This window comes from Neobacillus niacini (assembly GCF_036961885.1).
GTDB classification, from domain to species: Bacteria; Bacillota; Bacilli; order Bacillales; family Cytobacillaceae; genus Neobacillus; species Neobacillus niacini_H.
Window position 1 is genome coordinate 1 of record NZ_JBALNQ010000078.1, and the last position, 20,746, is coordinate 20,746.

A 20,746-nucleotide genomic window follows, 5' to 3' on the forward strand; every position below is an offset into this window, starting at 1 on the left:
CCCAAAGCCATAATCCCCTATAAACATCTTTGAGCTAATGGCTAAATACGCATTAATGCGCCATTCGGCTTTGATAGCTCTTGATCTGTTATCTGATTCATTTTACAATAATGTTCAAAAAATTGTTGTGCCAGCTCTCGTTCCTGTGGGTCACTTTTCAACGAAACGATATCATGCAAAATTTGAGCCATCCATGAATTATCAAAATAACGGTATTTCCCTGTATTCCATGTCATTTTTTGAGGGAATTTCTCATTTACATAATATTTCCAGAAAAGCATCTGATCCGATTCCTGTTCTGTAAGTTGGAGTCTGTATTCTGAATGAGCAGGAATATATCCATCTTCACAAAGCTTACCGATAAAATCTTCATTCACCATATAAACACCTAAGATACGTCTGTCTTTTTCAGGCATGCCGGAATCTATTGCTGTTAACAGGACAGCGCTATTTTGGTGCAAGCGGATGGGTTTGTTTGGCTTCCCCTTGTTATTACCACTTTTTATTACGCCTGAAAAAACGTTCCACTCTGAAAAAGAACGATTCTGTTCTTCTGTATCACACCAAAAAACCATTTGTGATTCGGGATGAAGTTTATGATTTTTCATAAGTTTTTCATGTTCCAAGCGAAGTTCCTGGTTTTTTCGTTGTAGTTTTTTTTCCTCTTCCTTCTTCATTTCTTCTTCTTTTTGTTCCATTTCCTTTTTTTGCATAATTGTTTCAAGTAAATTAGCAACATTTTTATCATGCAATTTTAGGTGCTTTCCAAATACATCTGGGAAAACAAACTTTTTATTTTCCGATGCGAAATGTATTTCAATACTAGAATCATTATGGTCAACTATACTCCCCATGCCAAAACGCTCGTGTGTAACTTTCTTATTGATTAGATTCATTATGTAGGCCTCCTTGTGGAATAAAAACTCGGTTACTGTTAGATAGTAAATTGATAATTTTATTCAACTAACTTACCTTTTAAAGTTCACACAACTGTTTGAATTCCTCTTCAGTTTAAGAAGGATATTAAAAAAACGTATCCATCCTTCTATCTGCAAAAAAAATACAGCAGGAGTCGGAATACGATAAAAAAACAATTGTAAGATTATTATAACATTTTTTTGATAATAACACAAATTTCTTGTTGACAAGATATTTTATCGTAAGGTAAAATGAAGTTTTGTTCTCTGTACTCCATTGGAATTACTATGGAATAATGGCCTCCAAAGCTAATGAAACAGCCCGAACCAGCACTACATTAAATAGAAGCAGGTTAGTCCCTTATCGGAAACCTGCTTCTTCTTTTTGTGCAGTCATTTTAGAAATTTTCATTCCCCACTCAATTTTCCATTATTCCTTCTGTATATCACTAAACATCCCTTCCGATTTTACCCTACCCGTTTTTCTCCATAGTGGAACACGATGAAAAAGCCATCATCCGTTTGACCGTTCTCTCGTTGTGTCATTACCTCTGCATATATACCTCATCTTTTGAATGAAACCCATCCGCAATAATGGTTTCATCCATATTATTTTTATCCACTGCAATTGGCGAAAGGAGGAGGGATGGAATTTCCAATTTACCGTTGTTAACTTTTCTATCCGTTGGAATGGTTTCTCCTTTCGCCATTTTGATCGCTACTTTTGCTGCTTCATACGCTAATGTTTTAATTGGCTTGTATATGGTCATTGTTTGTTTTCCTTTTAGAATACGCTGGACTGCAGCTAAATCGGCATCTTGGCCGGCAACAGGAATTTTCCCTGTTAGCCCTTGTGCTGCTATTGCTTCAATTACCCCACCAGCTGTTCCATCATTTGCAGCGATAACAGCATCTATCTCATTTTCATTTATTTTCAAGGCAGCTTCCATGTAGGCGCGTGCGTTTTCAGGAGCCCAATTTTCAGTCCATTGATCATATACAATCTGTATATCCCCACTATTTATTAATGGCTGAAGGACATTAAACACACCTTTTTTTAATAAATGAGCATTGTTGTCTGTACTTGCCCCACCAATATATACATACTTCCCTTTGGGCACTAACTTTGTAATCGCTTGTGCTTGCAGTTCCCCAACTACCTCATTGTCAAAAGAAATATATAAATCGACAGAGGAGTTCTTTACTAAACGGTCATAAGAGATCACTTTAATCCCAGCAGAATGAGCTTTGTTGACGATGGTTGCTACAGCCTCTGCGTTATGCGGAACAATAACAAGTAAGTCAATTCCTTCGCTTATTAACCTTTCTGCCTGTACGATTTGTAGGGCATCATCACCCTTTGCTTCTCGTATCACGACTTCAGCTCCTAAAGCCTCCACCGCTTCTTTAAATAAATCTCTATCCCTTGGCCAGCGTTCCTCTTCCAATGTGTCCATCGAAAATCCGATTTTAATCCTATCTTCATCAGGTGAAATCAGTTCTTGTTTCGGTTCTCTACTTTCTATCGGTTTTGGAGAAACATTTCCTTCACATGCTACCAAAAACATTAAAAGGAAAATAAAAATTAATCGCGCTACTTTCTTTATATTTCTTATCAAAAGTTTTCTCCCTCCCTTCGTCTATTTTTTCGATTTTTTTTAATGACTCTTTTCTAAAAGTTTGTTGCTTTTCATAAATGTCCGAAATTTAATGGAATGAACAAGCCATCTGATTACCGCAAATCCTGAAAAATCATGCTAGAGGGAATCAGATGCACCTTCTGATTACCGTTGAACCGGAAAAATCATGCCAAAGGGAATCAGATGAACCTTCTGGTTACCGTTGAACCGGAAAAATCATGCCAAAGGGAATCAGATGAACCTTCTGGTTACCGTTGAATACGAAAAAACATGGGAATGGGAATCAGACTAGTACCTAATCTGATCAAACCCATATTCCAAAACAACAAAGTTTGCGAAAATAGCCTTTTTAAATATATTTTGAGCCTAATCTTTTAATCCAAGGAGTGTTTTCCGAAACTCTCTTGGTGTACTATTACACATTTTTTTGAATACTTTGCTAAAGTAATTTGGTTCATGATAGCCAACTTCTAATGTAATTTCCTTAATACTCTTCTCTGGATCTGCTAGCATTTTCTTCGCCTTTTCAATACGGCATTCTGTTAAAAAATCAATATAATTAATGCCTAGCTTTTCTTTAAACAATTTACTAATATAAATTGGACTTAACCCTACTTTATTGCTAAGCGTTTCTAGTGATATATTCTGTTGAGAGTTTTCCATAATATATTGTTTAATTTGATGAATTGTATTCGCTTCCAAATTTTTAAAATGATTATCATAAGAATTTTTTATATCTATTAGTAGATTGGTAGTTTCAGAACGTAATTGCCGGTAGTTTGGTGCCTGATAATTGTAGATCGGGGTTGCCGTCTCAATCCCCATTTCGCCCATAATCGACCAGAGTGACCATAACACATCTAATACTAATTGTTGTGCTTGTTGCATTTGTACGTCTTCCATCTCGTACGCTTGAATAAGATGACTTATGTTCGATTTAATTTGGTCCCACTGTCTCAAACGTACCTGGTCTGAAAACTCTTTTTTTAAATTCTTTGCCCGTTGCCAACTGTCTGTTCCTTTTAATACAGGTATATCTTGATATAATCGATATTTTACAGGAAGTGTCGTATTGCTAGAAGCAATACTAGCTTCTTGATAAGATTGACGTATTTCCTCTAAGGAACTGCAATCATTCCCTATACCAATGAACCAACCCGCTTTCTGTTCAGCGTTTCCTACTAATAAAATGTCTCTTGCTAGAGAAATCGCTTGAGTGCGATAGGATTGGCCCTCTTCTCGGAAAATAATAATAGGTAACTGTCCATCGTATAAGGCGCCCATCCATCCACTTTTCGTTTTCCTAACTTTTTCTTTTATCCGAGTATAGAGATGTTCCATTCCAGTTGGTACCACTACGTTCATGACAAAAACCTCACTTGTAGCGCGAATATCAAGCATTTCCATAAGCATACTCAAGTGAACTTCATGTACATGATCAAACAGTAATTGTGTGACAATATCTGTTTCAACGAGAGCTAACGTTCTTTGAAGCATTTCTCGTTGCGTGTTACTTTCAGCTTGCAATTCCCTTTCCTCTTCTATTTCCTTCAAAACCTTTCCAACCGTTGCTCTAATTTCACTCACCTTACTTGGTTTTAAAATATAATCTTTTGCTCCAAGTTTTAAGGCTGACTGCACATAATTAAACGTATCAAATGCTGTTACCATAATGAATTTAATATGAGGATAATCTACAAGAATCTCCTCTACTGCTTCCAAACCATTCATCCCGGGCATTTGAATATCCATTAACACTAAATCTGGTTCAAAGCTTGACGCTAGCTCTACAGCCTTATACCCGTTATTTGCTTGTTCTACAATTAGATCCGGGAAAGATCTATCTAAAATGGTTTTCATCCCTTCCCGTTCTATTTGTTCATCATCCACAATTAAGAGCTTAATCATGTTTCTCACCTCTTTGTCTTGGAATTTTTAATAAGACAGCCGTGCCGCTACCTAATGTACTTTCAATCGTAATAACATCGTCCCTCTCATAAAAAAGACGCAAACGCTTGACAACGTTACTAAACCCTATTCCTGTTGAATGACCTTCTATTTGCACTTGACGTTCCAATAGGATTTGAGTGATTTTCTCCTCAGACATGCCCGTTCCGTCATCCTCAATCTGAACCATCACATATTCATCCTTATTTATCACACGGATAGAAATGGCACCACCATCTATACTAGGTTCTACAGCATGAATGACAGCATTCTCAATTATCGGCTGTAGAGTGAGCGCAGGAATTGCTACGTCTATACTTGATTCATCAATTTCTAAGTGTAGTTGAAGTCTATCCATGAAACGTGTCTTTTGAATCTCCATATATTGCTCCACAATCATCAATTCATCCCTTAATGTAACGGACCTGTCAATTTGCTTTAAATTATACCGTAACAGGTCTGCCACACTAACGAGCAAATCACTAATTTCCTCAGACCCTTCTAAATACGCTTTTTTCGAAAGCGTATTTAGTGTATTAAACAAGAAATGCGGATTAATTTGACTTTGTAAACTGCGAAAATGACTTTCTTGAAGCAATATTTTATTTTGTTGAAGCTCGTGTTCTAACTTTGCCGTTTCCTTTATTTGCTGAATTAGGTTATTAATATTCGATCGCATATGATCAAATGTTTTAGCAAGAAAGGAAATTTCATCATTTGTTTTGACTGTTATTTCTTTATCAAATCTACCTTTTGATAATTCACTCGCAGCCTCTGTTAATTGTTGGACTGGTCTTGTAATGCTTAAGGAGAACCAGTAGGTAGCCAATAAAAGTAATAAAGAAGTTAATAGAATCATCCATATGCCAAGCTTCACTAATTCAATCGATTGCTCCATAATTCCCCGATAAAACGGTTCATGTGTTTTAAGCTCCATATCGATTAACGTGAGGGTCATATCGGAAATATAGTTGCCAATACGTGATGTTTCAGCAAGATCGTTTACCGCTGCCTCCGAATCTCGTTCAAGTCCCATCAATCGATCAGTTGTTTCGAGCAAACTACCCATTAAGTTAATGTAGTTTGTTAACGTAAAATCGTTTTCTTCATTTCTAACATTAAATACTTCATTTCTTGCTGATTCCATTACCTTTTTGCTACTCTCTAATTTCTGTAAGTTTTCTGGTGTGGAATGGATTATATAGTTACTTAAGTCTGTAATTACTTGATTACTAGAACTTGAAACATCATTTAATACTAAGAAACGGTTTAATACATGATTGTATTTTACTTGTGTTTTATAATTGTAGATGGTTAGCGTAATCCATATGATGGACATAATGACGATGACAACAGTTGTAAGCGTTAATATTTTTCTTTGTATACTAATCATTACTGCTCGTCCTTCAATATACGAATTTTTGTGAAGTAACCGTTAATATCAAGGGGAACAGTCTCTCCGTTAAGCCAATTAATAAGTTTTTGTACACTCACTTCGCCCATTTTTTCTGGATCTTGCTCAATGACACCGTCAATTTTCCCTTCCTCTAAAAGCGGTAACGATTCCGGTCCATCATCAAAGGTATAAATAAAATAAGGCTCAACCTGAGACCTCTTCCCTATTTCCTGTACCATCGGACCTATCATATTCGCGTTTACAGCGATAAATGCATTCACATCTGGCATTTGATTTAACATGTCCCTCACAGTAGAGATGACTTGACCTCTTGACTCTGATGTTTCCGCATATAGCCTCTTTATATTTGGATACGAGTTTAACGTGGCATTGATACCCTCAATTCGCTCTCTCTGGTAATGCTCTTGATGGCTATCAGAAAGGAGTACCACTTTTCCTTTCTCCCCCATATCCTCCAACAGTTTCCTTGCAATTAATTCTCCAGCCTGAAATTGATTGGACCCGACATATGTTCTTCTTAGACTTTCCTTCATTGGTACATCATTTGCTAAGGTAATAATTGGGATACCATTAAACGATGCCTTTACTTTCGTCAGCTCTTTAAATTCATCTGTATCGAGCCCTTGTACAATAATTCCATCTACTTTGGAATGAATAGCGAGTTCTAATTTTTTTAGAAATTCTTCTGGATTATTGCTGAAGCTTCCCCATATCTCTAAGCTAGCTCCTTCTTTCTCTGCCTGTCTCAATGCGCCAATACCCACTTTATTCCAAAACACAGTATCCATGTCTCTTGTGATGAGGACCAATCGATATTGAGAGTTTGTTTGCTTTTTGGCTTTAGGTAAGCCTAGGTCATTGGTAAAGACAATGTTGGCTGAGACGAAAATTAGATAACAAAGGGAGACAAATACGATGCCTAGTAAGATATACATATATTTTTTCATCAACCTTCTCTCCCTTTCTCTCTTTTTCTTTTTTTATATAATTTGATTCTATCAGCCTAGGAAAGAAACTGCACTATTATTAAATAAGGAAAAAGGCTTCCTCCATTTGGTGAAAGCCAGCTTGCTACCATATAATTAACTTCCTTTTCTTCTTGTCATAACATCGAAGATTACGGCTAAGGCTAATACGCCACCTTTAATCATATATTGATAGGAAATTCCTACACCTAGTAAGTTCATCCCACTCGTTAAGGATGCCATTACGATGGCTCCGATAATGGCACCTGTTACTTTCCCGACCCCTCCAGCTGAAGATACACCGCCAACGTAAGCAGCTGCGATTGCATCAAGCTCGAATAGTGTACCAGCTGTGGTCGTTGCCGATTGTAGTCGAGATGTAAAGAGTATCCCTGATAAAGCAGATAGCAGCCCCATTGAACCGAAGACTATATACGTAATCTTGCTAACGTTAATCCCACTTAAATGTGCCGCTTCTGGATTACTTCCGACTGCATAAATGTGTCTGCCCAGAATTGTCTTTGTTGTGAAGAAATGATAGATAAGAACAACTAATAAGATGATGATAACGGTCCAAGAAAAACCATTATAGTCAGCTAAAATCCATGTGATTGCAGCAATAATAGCTGATACGAACACAAGTTGTAGGATAAAAATCTGCTTCGAAACTACTTCGAAATTATACTTAATTTTGTTACGACGATTGGATATTGCACTATAATTGTAAAATACTATACCAATAACACCAATTAATAAAGAAAGTAAATGTAATCCACTAATTTGCATAATTGAAGGAATAAATCCATTCCCGATGGCATTAAAAGTATCATTTTGAACGATGATTGTACCAGACTTCGATGTTACTTGCAGGATTGCACCACGATAGATTAACCAACCAGCTAGTGTAGCTACGAAGGCAGGAATTCCTACTTTTGCAACAAGAAAGCCTGTAAGCAAACCAGCAATCGTTCCAAGTACGAGAATAATTGGAATAACGATATAAACAGGGAAACCATATTGCATCAGAAGTATAGCTGCAATTGCCCCAAGGAATCCTGCTAAAAATCCGATGGACAAGTCAATATGTCGAATGACAATGACCAGCATAACACCGACAGCAAGAACTGCAATATAACCAGCAGAATCTAGTAAGTTACTAATATTACGAGAGGAAATAAATAAGCCATCTGTTAAAATAGTAAAGATAAGAAAGATGACAAATAAGGCAATGTACATCCCGTAATCACGAATATTTTTACTAATTAACGTTTTCACGTCATTTATTAAAGTCATTGGTTTAACCTCCTATTGCGTTGCAAGTTGCATTATTTTTTCTTGATCGGCTTCTTCTATTGGCAATTCGCCTTTAATTTCTCCCTCGGCCATGACATAGATTCTGTCACTCATTCCCAATACTTCCCCTAGCTCTGAAGAAATCATAATAATACTCATACCTTCTTCAATCAGCTTGGTCATCACCGTATAAATTTCAAATTTTGCTCCTACATCAATACCACGAGTAGGTTCATCTAATATTAGGAGTTTAGGGCCAACAAACAGCCACTTACCTAGCGAAACTTTTTGTTGGTTACCACCGCTTAATTTGCCAACAAGCTGTTCTAAAGAAGCAGCTTTAATGTGTAATGATGTTTTATAATCATCAGCTACTTTAATCTCTTCGTTGTCATTAATCACGCCGTTGGTTGCAATTCCATGTAAATTAGCGGCAGAAATATTGCTTTTAATATCTTGTAGTAAAAACAACCCATCTCCCTTACGATCTTCGGTAACGTACGCGATTCCAGCTTTTATTGCATCACTTGTATGTTTCAATACTTTTGGCATTCCATCCAACAGTAAGTCACCTTGCAATTTATATGATTTCGCATTTCCAAAGATACTAAGAGCAAGTTCCGTTCGGCCAGAGCCCATTAAGCCTGCCAAACCAATAATTTCACCTTTTCTAACGTTTAGATTTGCATTTTTTACAACATATCTCCCAAGGTTTTGGTCATAAGCAGACCAATTCTTTAGCTCTAGCACCTTTTCTTCAAATGATTTCCTGGCACGTTTTGGATAAATATCTTGAATTTCGCGTCCTACCATTTTTTTTATTATCGTGTTTTCTGTTATTTCACCTTTGGAGCTATCAAGTGTTACAATCGTTTGCCCATCCCGAATAACGGTCGCGCTATTCGCAATCGAAATAACTTCCTTCAATTTATGAGAAATCATAATACAGGTAATCCCTTGTTTTCTTAAACCATCTAGTAATTTTAATAAATTTTCACTGTCGTCTTCATTTAAAGCTGCAGTCGGCTCATCTAGAATGAGAAGCTTTACATCTTTACTTAACGCTTTGGCAATTTCAATTAACTGACGTTTTCCCACACCTAAGTCTTTAACGAGTGTCTCCGGGTTAATATCGAGGTTTACTTTTTCTAGTATTTTTTTTGCTTCAACAATAGTTTTGTTCCAATCAATTAAAGCTCCTTGCTTGATTTCATTGCCAGCAAATATATTTTCATAGACAGTAAGATCAGGAAATAAAGCTAACTCCTGGTAAATGATAACGATACCTGCATTCACACTATCGTTAATTTTATTAAATTGTTGTACCTTACCTTCGTAAACAATATCTCCTTCATAAGTTCCATAAGGATAAACACCACTAAGTACTTTCATCAGCGTGGACTTTCCAGCTCCGTTCTCTCCAACTAAGCAGTGAATTTCACCCTTCTTTACTTTAAAAGTGACATTGTCAAGCGCTTTAACTCCTGTAAACTCCTTTGAAATTTGGTTCATCTCTAGAATATATTCGCTCATCTGCGATTCCCTCCAAACAAAACAGCTATAATAAGTGCGTGATAGTAATCCGGATTGATTACTATCACGCAGCATTTTTTTATTTTAGTCCTTTAAACTCGCTAGCTTCGTAGTATTTTGAATCAATTAGTTCTTTCTTAACATTCTCTTGGTCTACAACAATTACGTTTGTTTGTTTAGCTTTTACATCAATTTTTCCATTGTTGTAAGCACCAGTTGTAGAAGGTGTTTTACCATCTAAAATGTCAATAGCCATACCCATTGCGTCAGAAACTAGTGTACGAACATCTTTAAATACTGTCATCGATTGCTTGCCGTCAATGATATATTGAATAGAAGCTTTCTCAGCATCTTGACCTGAAATAATGAAACTAGAAATGTCAGAGTCAGATCCGAAAACATCAGAAATAGAACGGGCCGTTCCATCGTTTGGAGCTAAAATCGCTATATCACCTTTTAAGTTAGCAGCAGCTCCTGTTAAATGTGTTTGAGCCTTATTTATCGCTTCACTTGGTTCCCAGTTTGTTGTAACCTGACCTAAAATTTTTCCTAATTGATCACGAGTAAGTTCTTTCTTATCTTTTAATGCCACAGCTTCACTAGAGTTAGCGATTACAAAAGTACCGTCTGCAATTTTAGGTTGAAGCACTTTCCAAGCACCTTCGAAGAATAAAAATGCGTTATTATCAGAAGCAGCACCTGCATAAAGGTATAATGGAACGTTTTTACCTTTGGCATTATCAATTAAATATTGGCCTTGAGCAGCACCTACTGCCACACTATCAAATGTTACATAATAATCAACTGCATCCGTTTCAGTAATTAAACGGTCATAAGAAATAACTGTTACACCTTCTTTTTTCGCTGCTTCAACTGCCGCCCCAGCTGCTGCACCATCGTGAGGAGCAATAATTAATACTTTAATTCCTTTGTTAAGTAGAGTTTCTACGTTTTCTTTTTCCTTTGCAGAAGAACCTTGGCTAAATAAGATTTCAGTCGTGTATTTAGAATCAGCTAGTGCATCTTTGAACCGTTTCTCATCCTGTACCCATCTTGGCTCATCTTTTGTTGGTAGAACAATTCCTACACTCACCTTGCTGCTTCCACCCGTTTTACCACTACCACATGCTGCTAACATACCAGTTAACAATGTCGCTATGATTAATAAAGAAAATAATCTCCAAACCTTTTTCACTAAAATTTCCTCCTTTTAATATTAAATTAATTACTACATGTTCATCATATAGCGGTTTATATTCTATGAAAACGCTAACATAGGGTAATCTTTTATTATCTTCTATACTTTTTTATCATTTCTAAAATAATGAAAAGAGTAGTCTTTTTTAAACCACTACAGAAAGTTCCTCATCTTTTAGACAACAAAAAAGCACGAGCTCGATGAATACCATGCTCATGCCTTGAATGCGGCTTTAAAATCCAGTTTATAAGAATTGGTTCAGCTCTTTACGTTTCTACTATATTCTTAAAACCCATAACCTCTGTGTAATAACAGGATAGGAACAGCCTCCTGGATCTTTGGATCACCTGCGAACAATAGATATAAACTGCCTGCGAACAAAATCTTTTAATTCTACTAATTTTTCTTTTGTGTCAATCACTTCAAATGGAATATAAACTTCATGTTTTTTTAAAGCAAAACCTCTTATTTCTTTGATATTAAAATGTAGGAGTTTCTGAACTTCCTTTTGAATCATTTCTCCTCTAATAGAGTCTTTGTTACCTGGATCGACATGAAGTATTAAACAGTTATAGTTTTTTTCTCCATATAAAGTGGCAAACTTTGAACTTTTTACACCGAAACGGCGGGGTTTATATCCTAAGGTTAAAGTCTTGGGTGCAAGGGTATACTCCATTGCACCTAGACTATTTAAGAATTTATGTAGTTCACTAAATAATTGTAATTCGTTCATATACTTACCTCCTATTTTCAACAAGAGTATGGCCAACCATTCTTAGTTTACCAAAAAAGAATAGCCCCACTAAAACAATTGATTCTATGATACTTGTTCTTTTTTCACTTTATTACATTGGTTAAATTCATCTTTGCATATAATTGTTATATACCCAAGTATCTCATTTAATTAATAAGGGGCAGACTTCAATTTAGCCCAAAAATCGATTTACATTTTGCACAAGAAAAAACTTCAAGTAGAAAATCTAGTCTAAATCTAGTAAGATATCCACATGTGATATTAAATAAGGGGTTAAGAAAATGAGCGTATTAAACGTAAAAAATTTAAGCCACGGTTTCGGTGATCGTGCGATTTTTAATAATGTGTCTTTTCGACTTTTAAAAGGAGAGCACGTTGGACTAGTCGGAGCAAATGGTGAGGGTAAGTCTACTTTCATGAATATTGTGACTGGGAAACTGCAACCCGACGAGGGGAAAGTGGAGTGGTCACGAAAAGTTCGTGTAGGTTATTTGGATCAGCATGCGGTACTTCAAAAAGGTACGACAATGCGTGACGCTTTGAGTACTGCTTTTCAATATCTTTTTGATGCTGAGGCAGAGATCAATGAACTTTATGCAAAAATGGGTGATGAAGGTGCTGATATCGATGCCTTACTTGCAGAAGTTGGAGAGCTACAAGAAACGTTAGATAGTAATGATTTCTATCAAATTAATGCAAAAGTTGAGGAAGTAGCTCGTGGTCTAGGATTAGACGATGTTGGACTCGACCGGGATGTAGATGATCTTAGCGGCGGGCAGCGTACGAAAGTCTTGCTTGCTAAGCTTTTGCTAGAAAAGCCTGAAATCCTATTACTGGACGAGCCTACGAATTATTTGGATGAACAGCATATCGAATGGCTGAAGCGCTACCTGCAAGAATATGAGAATGCATTTATCTTGATTTCACATGATATTCCATTCTTAAATAATGTTGTTAACTTGATTTATCACATGGAAAACCAAGAGTTAAATCGCTATGTTGGTGACTATGATAACTTCCTAAATATTCATGAAATGAAGAAACAGCAGCTAGAGTCTGCTTACAAACGTCAACAACAAGAAATTGCGAATTTGAAGGATTTCGTTGCTCGTAACAAGGCAAGTGTGGCCACTCGTAATATGGCAATGTCTCGTCAGAAGAAGCTAGACAAAATGGAAGTTATTGAATTGGGGAGAGAGAAACCGAAACCAGAGTTTCTTTTCAAAGAAGCTCGTGCAGCCAGCCGCTGGATTTTCACGGCTGAAGATCTGGTTATTGGTTACAATGAACCACTTTCCCGCCCTCTTAATTTAAAAATGGAACGCGGACAAAAAATTGCATTCGTCGGTGCAAACGGAATTGGTAAGTCTACTCTTTTAAAAAGTATTCTTGGGTTGATTGATCCGCTGGAGGGTAAAGTGGAACGCGGTGAGTATCAACACGTCGGTTACTTCGAGCAAGAAGTGAAACAGTCTAACTACAACACTTGTATTGAAGAGATTTGGAGCGAGTTCCCAAGTTTGAATCAGGCTGAAGTCCGTGCTGCTCTTGCAAAATGTGGATTAACATCGAAACATATTGAAAGTAAAATCGAAGTCCTTTCTGGAGGCGAAAAAGCCAAAGTTCGCTTGTGTAAAATTTTAAACACAGAAACAAATTTATTAATTTTAGACGAACCTACTAATCACTTAGATGTGGATGCAAAAGAAGAATTAAAGCGTGCTTTAAAAGCATATCGCGGAAGTATCTTGATGGTATCCCACGAACCTGAATTCTATCGTGAAATCGCGACTGATATTTGGAATTGTGAGGATTGGACAACGAAAGTGTTTTAAATATATAGATGAAGTAAGAGAATCGTCCCCTGCTTCCATATAAAAAAATCTCCTATCTATGTGATGGGAGATTTTTTATGCTTAATTATTTTGATTATCTGTTAGATCCATCCTCTAAATCGGCTGGCTTCAGCCATTCTTCTTACTCCAACCATATAAGCTGCTAAACGCATGTCAATCATATGATTTTGAGATGTATCATAAATTTTATTAAAGGATTTTACCATTACCTTTTCCAACTTTTCTGCCACTTCTTCCTCTGCCCAGTAGTAACCTTGATTATTTTGAACCCATTCAAAGTAGGAAACCGTTACTCCGCCTGCAGAAGCTAGAACATCGGGAACAAGTAAAATACCTCTGTCAGTCAAAATTCTCGTAGCTTCCAAAGTAGTTGGTCCATTCGCAGCTTCAACAACAATGCTGGCACGAATGTTATGAGCATTTTCCTCAGTAATTTGATTTTCTATAGCAGCAGGAACAAGGATATCACAATCCAATTCTAGTAATTCCTTATTTGAGATCGTATTGCTAAACATTTTCGTAACGGTACCGAAACTATCACGACGATCAAGCAAATAATCGATATCCAAACCATTTGGATCATAAAGGGCACCATATGCATCGGAAATACCAATTACTTTGGCTCCGGCATCATGCATGAATTTTGATAAATAGCTTCCAGCGTTGCCAAAACCTTGCACAACAACCCGTGCGCCCTCAAGATTAATTCCTTTCTTCTTCGCAGCTTCGCGGATACAAATCGTTACCCCACTTGCTGTAGCAGACTCTCTTCCATGAGAACCTCCTAAAACAAGCGGTTTTCCGGTAATAAAGCCGGGAGAATTAAATTCGTCAATTCGGCTGAATTCGTCCATCATCCACGCCATAATTTGTGAGTTTGTAAATACATCAGGTGCAGGTATATCCTTTGTAGGACCAACGATTTGACTGATAGCCCGTACATACCCACGGCTTAACCTTTCTAATTCTCTAAAAGACATTTCACGGGGATCACATATAATCCCGCCTTTTCCGCCGCCATAAGGGATATCAACGATTCCGCATTTCAAACTCATCCATATAGAAAGAGCTTTAACTTCTTCCTCTGTTACCTCTGGATGAAATCTGATTCCTCCCTTTGTTGGTCCTACTGCGTCGTTATGCTGGGCGCGGTAGCCGGTAAAAATTTTTACAGTACCATCATCCATTCGAATCGGAATTTTTACAGTCAACATCCTTAATGGTTCCTTTAAGAGCTCATAGAATTCCTCAGGGTATTTAAGCTTATCTAAAGCTTGATGAATAACAGTTTGAGTTGACCTTAATATGTTATTTTTTTCTTCATTGGTACCAGTGGCTGCCTCTTTCTCTAAAACACTATTTGTAGACACAATTCTTCAACCCCTTCGATAATGGTAGATATTCTAAACATTTAATTTAGTATTTTTCTCTTGTAAAATCCATATGCCAATACCCTCAGCTTTTATAGTACTAAGGGTAAGGCACACAAATGTTAAGCAGCTATTTGCTTTGTATCCTTTAATGATGCTATATAAGAATTCGCTTTTCCTTTGTCAAACTCGCCTTCCCATTTTGACATGACAACTGCCGCTAATGAATTTCCAATAACATTAACAACTGTTCTGGCCATATCGAGAATACGGTCGATACCTGCGATAAACGCAAGACCTTCAAGTGGAATGCCTACTGTTCCCAGCGTAGCAAGCAGTACAACAAACGAAACTCCTGGAACACCTGCTATTCCTTTTGATGTCACCATTAGCACAAGCATCAATGATAATTGTTCTCCAATAGACAAATCAATACCATACATTTGTGCAATAAAAATAGCTGCTAAAGCCTGGTATAAAGTTGACCCATCCAGGTTAAAGGAATAACCCGTTGGAATGACAAAGGATGTAATGGCTTTAGGACATCCGAATTTTTCCATCTTTTCCATTAGTTTTGGTAAAACTGTTTCCGAGGATGAAGTTGAATAGGCCAGAATTAACTCATCTTTTAGTAAACGAATGATACTAAAAATATTCACACCAACAAATTTTGCAACCAATCCCAAAACTACGACAACAAAGAATAACATTGTTCCATAACCGAGAATGACTAGTTTACCTAATGGAATTAATGATGAGATTCCAAATTTAGAAACCGTTACTCCAATAAGGGCAAATACACCAAATGGGGCAAATTTCATTACTTGATTTGTCACCCAGAACATCGTTTCAGCCGTGCCTTGGAAAAAAGCAACAATCGGTTTTCCTCTTTCACCTATTGCAGTAAGTCCAAGTCCAAAGAATACTGAAAAGAAAATAATGGCTAGCATGTTCCCTTCAACAAATGCCTTGAAAATATTTGGCGGGACAATGTTCACAAACGTTTCAGCCATTCCATGGCTTCCTACCGTTTCAGCCGTATCTACATAACTATTAATATCTGTTTTTTGTAATAAACTCATATCTATTCCAGCACCTGGCTGGAAAATATTTGCTGACAATAGTCCGACAACAATCGCTATAGTTGTAATAACTTCAAAATAAATGATCGCTTTCCCACCGATTTTTCCAAGCTTTTTTGAATCCCCCACTCCAGCAACCCCAACAATTAAGCTGGAAATAACGATAGGAATAACAATCATCTTAATTAGTCTTAAAAAGATATCCCCTATTGGCTGTAAAAATTTTGCAACATCTGGATTTCCAAAAAACACAGCACCAACACCAATACCTAATATTAGCCCAATTAAAATTTGCCAGGCTAAACTAATTTTCTTCATTTGACCACCCCTTATTCTTATTTTTTACAATTGATTCACAAGAAGTCTATCTTTCTAAAAGATTTCCCGCTAAAATAAAACTATAATATAATGCGAGATTCATTGAAAGCGTTTACATGTTAGTGAATTCAGTATAAAATAATAACTACAAGAACTAACAAAAATCTACAAAAAATTTTTTTTTTGGTCGTAGGAAGCATCTGCTTCTTATTCGTTCTTTATTTGGAAGCAAGAGAACCGTCCCCTGCTTCACAAGGTTGTGGTGTAATTGTACAAACGTTTTTTGGAAAAAAAAGAAGTAACGTTATTGGCTTTAATGATGATTTTGGTCCCATTGGCTGGAGAAATAAAATTTTATCCATTTAATGAATTTTATCGGGTGAGTTTTGGTCCTCCGATGCTGTTTATCTTTTTGTTGGGGCTGAGAAAAGTACCTGCTATTAGATGTGGAGTGCTTGCAGGAATTTCTGTTTTACTATTTCGGATCACTCTTGATTTTATCTTTCTGGATCCTTTTGATTGGCTGGCTTCATTATCTATAAATTCCCCATCCTTTTTCTATTATTTCACCTACGCACTTGTATTTTATTTATTAAAAATCCATCATTTTAACACTCAGCCATGGGTGATGGGTCTTTTAGGCATTATCACAGAATTAGCAGCGGGGGTAATAGAGTTAATCGTTGAGAATGCAGTCCTTGAAGCACCAGTCACCATGGATGCCTTAAATAAACTTATCATCTTTGCCATTTTCCGAAGTTTTTTTGTAATCGGTTTATTTAGTACGATAAAATTGCGTGAATCAACACTAAGGGAATTAGAAATTCAAAAACAAAATGAACATATGATCATGCTCGTATCGAATCTCTATGAAGAAACGATTTTATTGAAAAAATCCGTTCAGGATGCGGAGGAGATTACGAAGCTATCTTATAACCTTTACAAGGAATTACAGGAAATCAAGGATGGAAAAAAAGAATTATCACTTGAAGGAATTCCACAACAAGTTTTAAGGATTGCCGGTGAGGTTCATGAGATCAAAAAAGATAATCAACGAATTTTGGCTGGCCTTTCGAAATTGATAACTGAACAAAATTTTCTTGATTTTTTAGATATCCAATCCCTCTTATCGGTCATTGTACGAACACATGAAAAGTATGCTGATCTATTAGGAAAAAAAATTGAATTCGTTTATTCATATAACGGCTCACACCCTCCATATCATGTATATACGTTTATTTCTATTGTTAATAACCTTGTTGCTAATTCAGTGGAGGCCATCAAGGAATCAGGCAGGATTGAGATTCTGGTAGATCAAAAACAAGAGTGCCTCGAAATCTGTATTCATGATAATGGACCTGGAATTCCCAATCAATATAAAGATGTCATATTTAAACCTGGGTTTACCTTAAAATTTGATAATACCGGAAAATCATCGACAGGTATAGGACTTACATTTGTAAAAGGGCTGGTGGAAAAGCTTGAAGGAGAAGTAATTCTTGAAAACCTTGAAGAAGGAAGAGGAACTACTTTTATTTTGAGTCTTCCGATTGAAAATTTGACCAAAAAAAGGTGATAACTTGCGATTTTTTATTATAGATGACGATGTATCGATTCGTTCCATGCTCAGCCATATTATAGAAGATGAGGAGCTTGGCGAAATTGTCGGAGAAGCAGAGGACGGTGCAGAAGTTAACGCTGAGCTTTTAGATATGAGGAAAGTTGATATTCTATTAATTGACCTGTTGATGCCTGTCCGGGATGGTATCGAAACGGTGAAGAAAATCAAACCGAGTTTTAAAGGAAAAGTTATTATGATTTCACAGGTTGAATCGAAGGACCTTATTGGACAAGCCTATACATATGGGATCGATAATTATATTACCAAACCAATAAATAAAATTGAAGTACTATCGGTCTTAAAGAACGTTAAGGATCATATCCGTTTGGAAAAATCAATTCATGATATTCAACGCTCTTTATATAACGCCATGAATATTGGCTCTCCAAAGCCATATGCAGCATCTCATAAAGAGAGATCTTTTTCCGCTACTGGGCGTTTCCTCCTTTCAGAACTGGGCATTGCTGGAGAAAGCGGTAACAAAGATCTTATGGAAATTATGCAGTTTTTTTATGATTGTGAACAGAAACAAACATCTGCTCCTGAGTTTCCAGCTATTAAAGAGATATTTAAAGAGATAGCGTTGAAAAAGCTTGGAGAATCGGCAAGTGAAGCAGATTTAAATAGAGAAATGAAAGCGTCGGAACAACGTGTACGGAGAGCGATTTATCATTCCTTGAACAGTTTGGCATCACTTGGGCTAACCGATTTCAGCCATCCAAAGTTTGAAAATTACTCATCTAAGTTTTTCGATTTTAACACGGTCCGTCAAAAAATGGAGGAATTAAAAGGCAAAAAAACTGCAACAATTGAGCCTATTAGAATAAATACTAAAAAATTTATTCAGGTTCTATATTTTGAAATACAACAGCTAATGGAAGAATAAACCTTTCACCTAAAAAAAATTATAGAGACTGAAAAATCACAAAAAGACCCTGGAAACGAGAAAGTATCCTTCACGAAACCAGGGTCATCCTTTGAATAAAATTTTATCTGTTAATGAGCATGCGAGATTGTTGAATACCGCTCTAGTAAAAAACCAAACAAAGCAAAAACAACCGAAATTGTGAAATATGCAAATGAAAATGGACTTTTACTACTCAGTGCTGGATTAAAAAGCAATGTTATTCTTTTCTTGTCCCCACTCGTGATTACAGATGAAGAATTTGTAAAAGGATTAGCGATATTGGAAAGAGCTTTTGAATAAAATTGTAAAAGTGTCCGAACCAGTAAAGTTTCATCTTGCTAGTTTCAAAAAGTCCATACAAAAACTATGGGAGGTTGAAAGTAATGTCCGATTATATAAAAGTGAAAAATCCGGCTACAGGTCAAGTAATCAAAGAAATCCGAATCAACTCTGAAGAAGAAATCAAGGAAAAACTAAAAAAAGGACATGACTGCTTTAAAAAATGGGCAAAGGTGAATGCTCATGAGCGTTCTCGGTTATTAAGAAACTGGTCACGAATCATACAAGAAAATAAAACAGAAATAGCTGAAATCATTACATTGGAAAATGGAAAACCATTGAGTGAATCTCTTGGGGAAGTTGATTATGCCACAAGCTATATTGATTGGTATGCAGAAGAAGCAAAACGTATCTATGGAAGAACCGTCCCTGCATCCTCTGAAACAAAAAGAATCATTGTTACAAAACAGCCAATTGGTTTAGTGGCTGCGATTACGCCATGGAATTTCCCAGCAGCGATGATGACTAGAAAGGCAGCACCTGCCTTGGCTGCAGGTTGCCCATTCATTGTTAAGCCTGCTGTCGAAACTCCGATAACTACGATAAAATTAGTTGAACTAGCGCATGAAGCAGGGATACCTGTTGATGTTATCCAATACGTGAATGGCTCTGGTACGAAGGTTGGGGAACTTTTTACAAGCAGTGAATACGTACGAAAAATTACTTTTACTGGCTCAACTCCTATAGGAAAGCTATTAATCAAAAACAGCGCTGATACCGTAAAACATGTAACGATGGAATTAGGGGGGCATGCTCCTCTTATCGTTTGTGAAGATGCGGACCTTGATTTCGCTGTACAACAAGCACTATTAACAAAGTTCCGAAACGCTGGCCAAACATGTGTCTGCGCGAATCGAATCATTGTTCATGAAAAGATTGCTAAAACCTTTTCCAAAGAATTTGCAGAAGCTGCCCAAAAACTAATAGTAGGCAACGGACTAGATAAAGGGACACAGATTGGACCAATCATTAATGAAAAAGGCTACAACAAAATCATTAATCAAATAAATGATGCTATTGAAAAAGGTGCTGAGGTATTGGCGGGGAATCAATTCATAGCCGATAGGGAAAAAGGCTACTTCTTCGTCTCCCCTACCGTATTAGCTAATGTTAAGCTTAATATGAACATTATGCATGAGGAAACCTTTGGTCCAGTTGCGCCGATTATTACCTTTAAGAGCCTGGAAGATGCGGTAGAGATTGCTAATAGTACGCCATATGGTTTGGCAGCCTATTTCTTCACTAATAATTATAAAACGGGAACCTACCTAAGTGAAAATCTCGACTTTGGGATTGTCGGCTGGAATGATGGAGCTCCGTCTGGCTCACATATTCCATTCGGCGGCATGAAGGAAAGTGGAATTGGTCGTGAAGGTGGTCTTGAAGGTATTGAGCCTTACCTAGAAACGAAATATCTATCTATTGGAAATTTCTAAAAAACAGGTATTAGAAGCTGGCCAAGAAGATTAATAAAATCACTGGAAATTCACAATGGCACTGCCCACATTAAATACAGCTTTGTTAATCCGTTATAAGAAACGTAAAAAAAGGCAACACCCAAGTGTAATGGTGAGGTGACCCCCGAAAGT

At 36.8% G+C, this 20,746-nt stretch carries 16 protein-coding genes; 5 read left to right on the forward strand and 11 right to left on the reverse strand.

Annotated elements, in window-relative coordinates:
* Positions 1–41: 41 nt before the first annotated feature.
* The 9 genes from V7124_RS24710 to V7124_RS24750 form a co-directional block, all read right to left on the reverse strand.
* The gene (locus V7124_RS24710) at positions 42–896 is read right to left on the reverse strand and encodes a malate synthase (RefSeq protein ID WP_335494320.1); all 855 of its coding nucleotides are present in this window, start codon (positions 894–896) and stop codon (positions 42–44) included.
* A 566-nt stretch (positions 897–1,462) separates the two neighbouring features.
* Entirely contained in the window at positions 1,463–2,536 is a 1,074-nt protein-coding gene (gene xylF, locus V7124_RS24715; protein WP_420489514.1) for a D-xylose ABC transporter substrate-binding protein, read from the reverse strand.
* 387 nt (positions 2,537–2,923) lie between these two features.
* Positions 2,924–4,465, reverse strand: a complete 1,542-nt coding sequence (locus V7124_RS24720) for a response regulator (RefSeq protein ID WP_335494322.1) — start codon at positions 4,463–4,465, stop codon at positions 2,924–2,926.
* Complete coding sequence (locus V7124_RS24725; protein WP_335494324.1) at positions 4,458–5,897, reverse strand: sensor histidine kinase; 1,440 nt, start codon at positions 5,895–5,897, stop codon at positions 4,458–4,460. Before V7124_RS24725 ends, V7124_RS24720 begins: the two co-directional genes overlap by 8 nt.
* Complete coding sequence (locus V7124_RS24730) at positions 5,897–6,868, reverse strand: sugar ABC transporter substrate-binding protein (protein ID WP_335494326.1); 972 nt, start codon at positions 6,866–6,868, stop codon at positions 5,897–5,899. The genes V7124_RS24725 and V7124_RS24730 overlap by 1 nt, the downstream gene beginning before the upstream one ends.
* Before the next feature lie 135 nt (positions 6,869–7,003).
* Positions 7,004–8,179 (reverse strand): sugar ABC transporter permease, encoded by a 1,176-nt coding sequence (locus V7124_RS24735; protein ID WP_335412653.1) that lies wholly within the window; start codon positions 8,177–8,179, stop codon positions 7,004–7,006.
* A 12-nt stretch (positions 8,180–8,191) separates the two neighbouring features.
* Positions 8,192–9,712, reverse strand: coding sequence for a sugar ABC transporter ATP-binding protein (locus tag V7124_RS24740; RefSeq protein WP_335494329.1), 1,521 nt, complete (start codon positions 9,710–9,712; stop codon positions 8,192–8,194).
* Between the two features lie 79 nt (positions 9,713–9,791).
* Positions 9,792–10,850 (reverse strand): sugar ABC transporter substrate-binding protein, encoded by a 1,059-nt coding sequence (locus V7124_RS24745; RefSeq protein ID WP_420490597.1) that lies wholly within the window; start codon positions 10,848–10,850, stop codon positions 9,792–9,794.
* A 403-nt stretch (positions 10,851–11,253) separates the two neighbouring features.
* The gene (locus V7124_RS24750) at positions 11,254–11,643 is read right to left on the reverse strand and encodes a hypothetical protein (RefSeq protein WP_335412658.1); all 390 of its coding nucleotides are present in this window, start codon (positions 11,641–11,643) and stop codon (positions 11,254–11,256) included.
* A gap of 302 nt (positions 11,644–11,945) precedes the next feature.
* Between V7124_RS24750 and V7124_RS24755 the strand changes: the two genes are divergently transcribed.
* The gene (locus tag V7124_RS24755) at positions 11,946–13,499 is read left to right on the forward strand and encodes an ABC-F family ATP-binding cassette domain-containing protein (protein ID WP_335494333.1); all 1,554 of its coding nucleotides are present in this window, start codon (positions 11,946–11,948) and stop codon (positions 13,497–13,499) included.
* A gap of 101 nt (positions 13,500–13,600) precedes the next feature.
* Here V7124_RS24755 and V7124_RS24760 read toward each other — a convergent pair whose 3' ends face one another.
* A complete protein-coding gene (locus V7124_RS24760) occupies positions 13,601–14,890 on the reverse strand; it encodes a Glu/Leu/Phe/Val family dehydrogenase (protein ID WP_420490596.1) in 1,290 nt (429 codons plus the stop codon).
* 122 nt (positions 14,891–15,012) lie between these two features.
* A complete protein-coding gene (locus tag V7124_RS24765; RefSeq protein WP_335412662.1) occupies positions 15,013–16,290 on the reverse strand; it encodes a cation:dicarboxylate symporter family transporter in 1,278 nt (425 codons plus the stop codon).
* Between the two features lie 283 nt (positions 16,291–16,573).
* Between V7124_RS24765 and V7124_RS24770 the strand changes: the two genes are divergently transcribed.
* From V7124_RS24770 to V7124_RS24785, 4 genes are all read left to right on the forward strand, one after another.
* Positions 16,574–17,866, forward strand: a complete 1,293-nt coding sequence (locus V7124_RS24770) for a sensor histidine kinase (RefSeq protein ID WP_335494336.1) — start codon at positions 16,574–16,576, stop codon at positions 17,864–17,866.
* Between the two features lie 4 nt (positions 17,867–17,870).
* On the forward strand, positions 17,871–18,797 hold the full coding sequence (locus V7124_RS24775) for a response regulator (protein WP_335494338.1): 927 nt from the start codon (positions 17,871–17,873) through the stop codon (positions 18,795–18,797).
* A 180-nt stretch (positions 18,798–18,977) separates the two neighbouring features.
* Positions 18,978–19,118 (forward strand): hypothetical protein, encoded by a 141-nt coding sequence (locus V7124_RS24780; RefSeq protein WP_335494340.1) that lies wholly within the window; start codon positions 18,978–18,980, stop codon positions 19,116–19,118.
* Between the two features lie 83 nt (positions 19,119–19,201).
* Entirely contained in the window at positions 19,202–20,593 is a 1,392-nt protein-coding gene (locus V7124_RS24785) for an NAD-dependent succinate-semialdehyde dehydrogenase (RefSeq protein ID WP_335494342.1), read from the forward strand.
* Positions 20,594–20,746 lie beyond the last annotated feature (153 nt).

Coding starts and splice junctions, on each gene's coding strand:
- V7124_RS24740 (WP_335494329.1), bottom strand. CDS start 9,712: ATGAGCGAATATATTCTAGAGATGAACCAAATTTCAAAGGAGTTTACA.
- V7124_RS24710 (WP_335494320.1), bottom strand. CDS start 896: ATGAATCTAATCAATAAGAAAGTTACACACGAGCGTTTTGGCATGGGG.
- V7124_RS24765 (WP_335412662.1), bottom strand. CDS start 16,290: ATGAAGAAAATTAGTTTAGCCTGGCAAATTTTAATTGGGCTAATATTA.
- V7124_RS24755 (WP_335494333.1), top strand. CDS start 11,946: ATGAGCGTATTAAACGTAAAAAATTTAAGCCACGGTTTCGGTGATCGT.
- V7124_RS24735 (WP_335412653.1), bottom strand. CDS start 8,179: ATGACTTTAATAAATGACGTGAAAACGTTAATTAGTAAAAATATTCGT.
- V7124_RS24785 (WP_335494342.1), top strand. CDS start 19,202: ATGTCCGATTATATAAAAGTGAAAAATCCGGCTACAGGTCAAGTAATC.
- V7124_RS24725 (WP_335494324.1), bottom strand. CDS start 5,897: ATGATTAGTATACAAAGAAAAATATTAACGCTTACAACTGTTGTCATC.
- V7124_RS24745 (WP_420490597.1), bottom strand. CDS start 10,850: ATGTTAGCAGCATGTGGTAGTGGTAAAACGGGTGGAAGCAGCAAGGTG.
- V7124_RS24750 (WP_335412658.1), bottom strand. CDS start 11,643: ATGAACGAATTACAATTATTTAGTGAACTACATAAATTCTTAAATAGT.
- V7124_RS24730 (WP_335494326.1), bottom strand. CDS start 6,868: ATGAAAAAATATATGTATATCTTACTAGGCATCGTATTTGTCTCCCTT.
- V7124_RS24720 (WP_335494322.1), bottom strand. CDS start 4,465: ATGATTAAGCTCTTAATTGTGGATGATGAACAAATAGAACGGGAAGGG.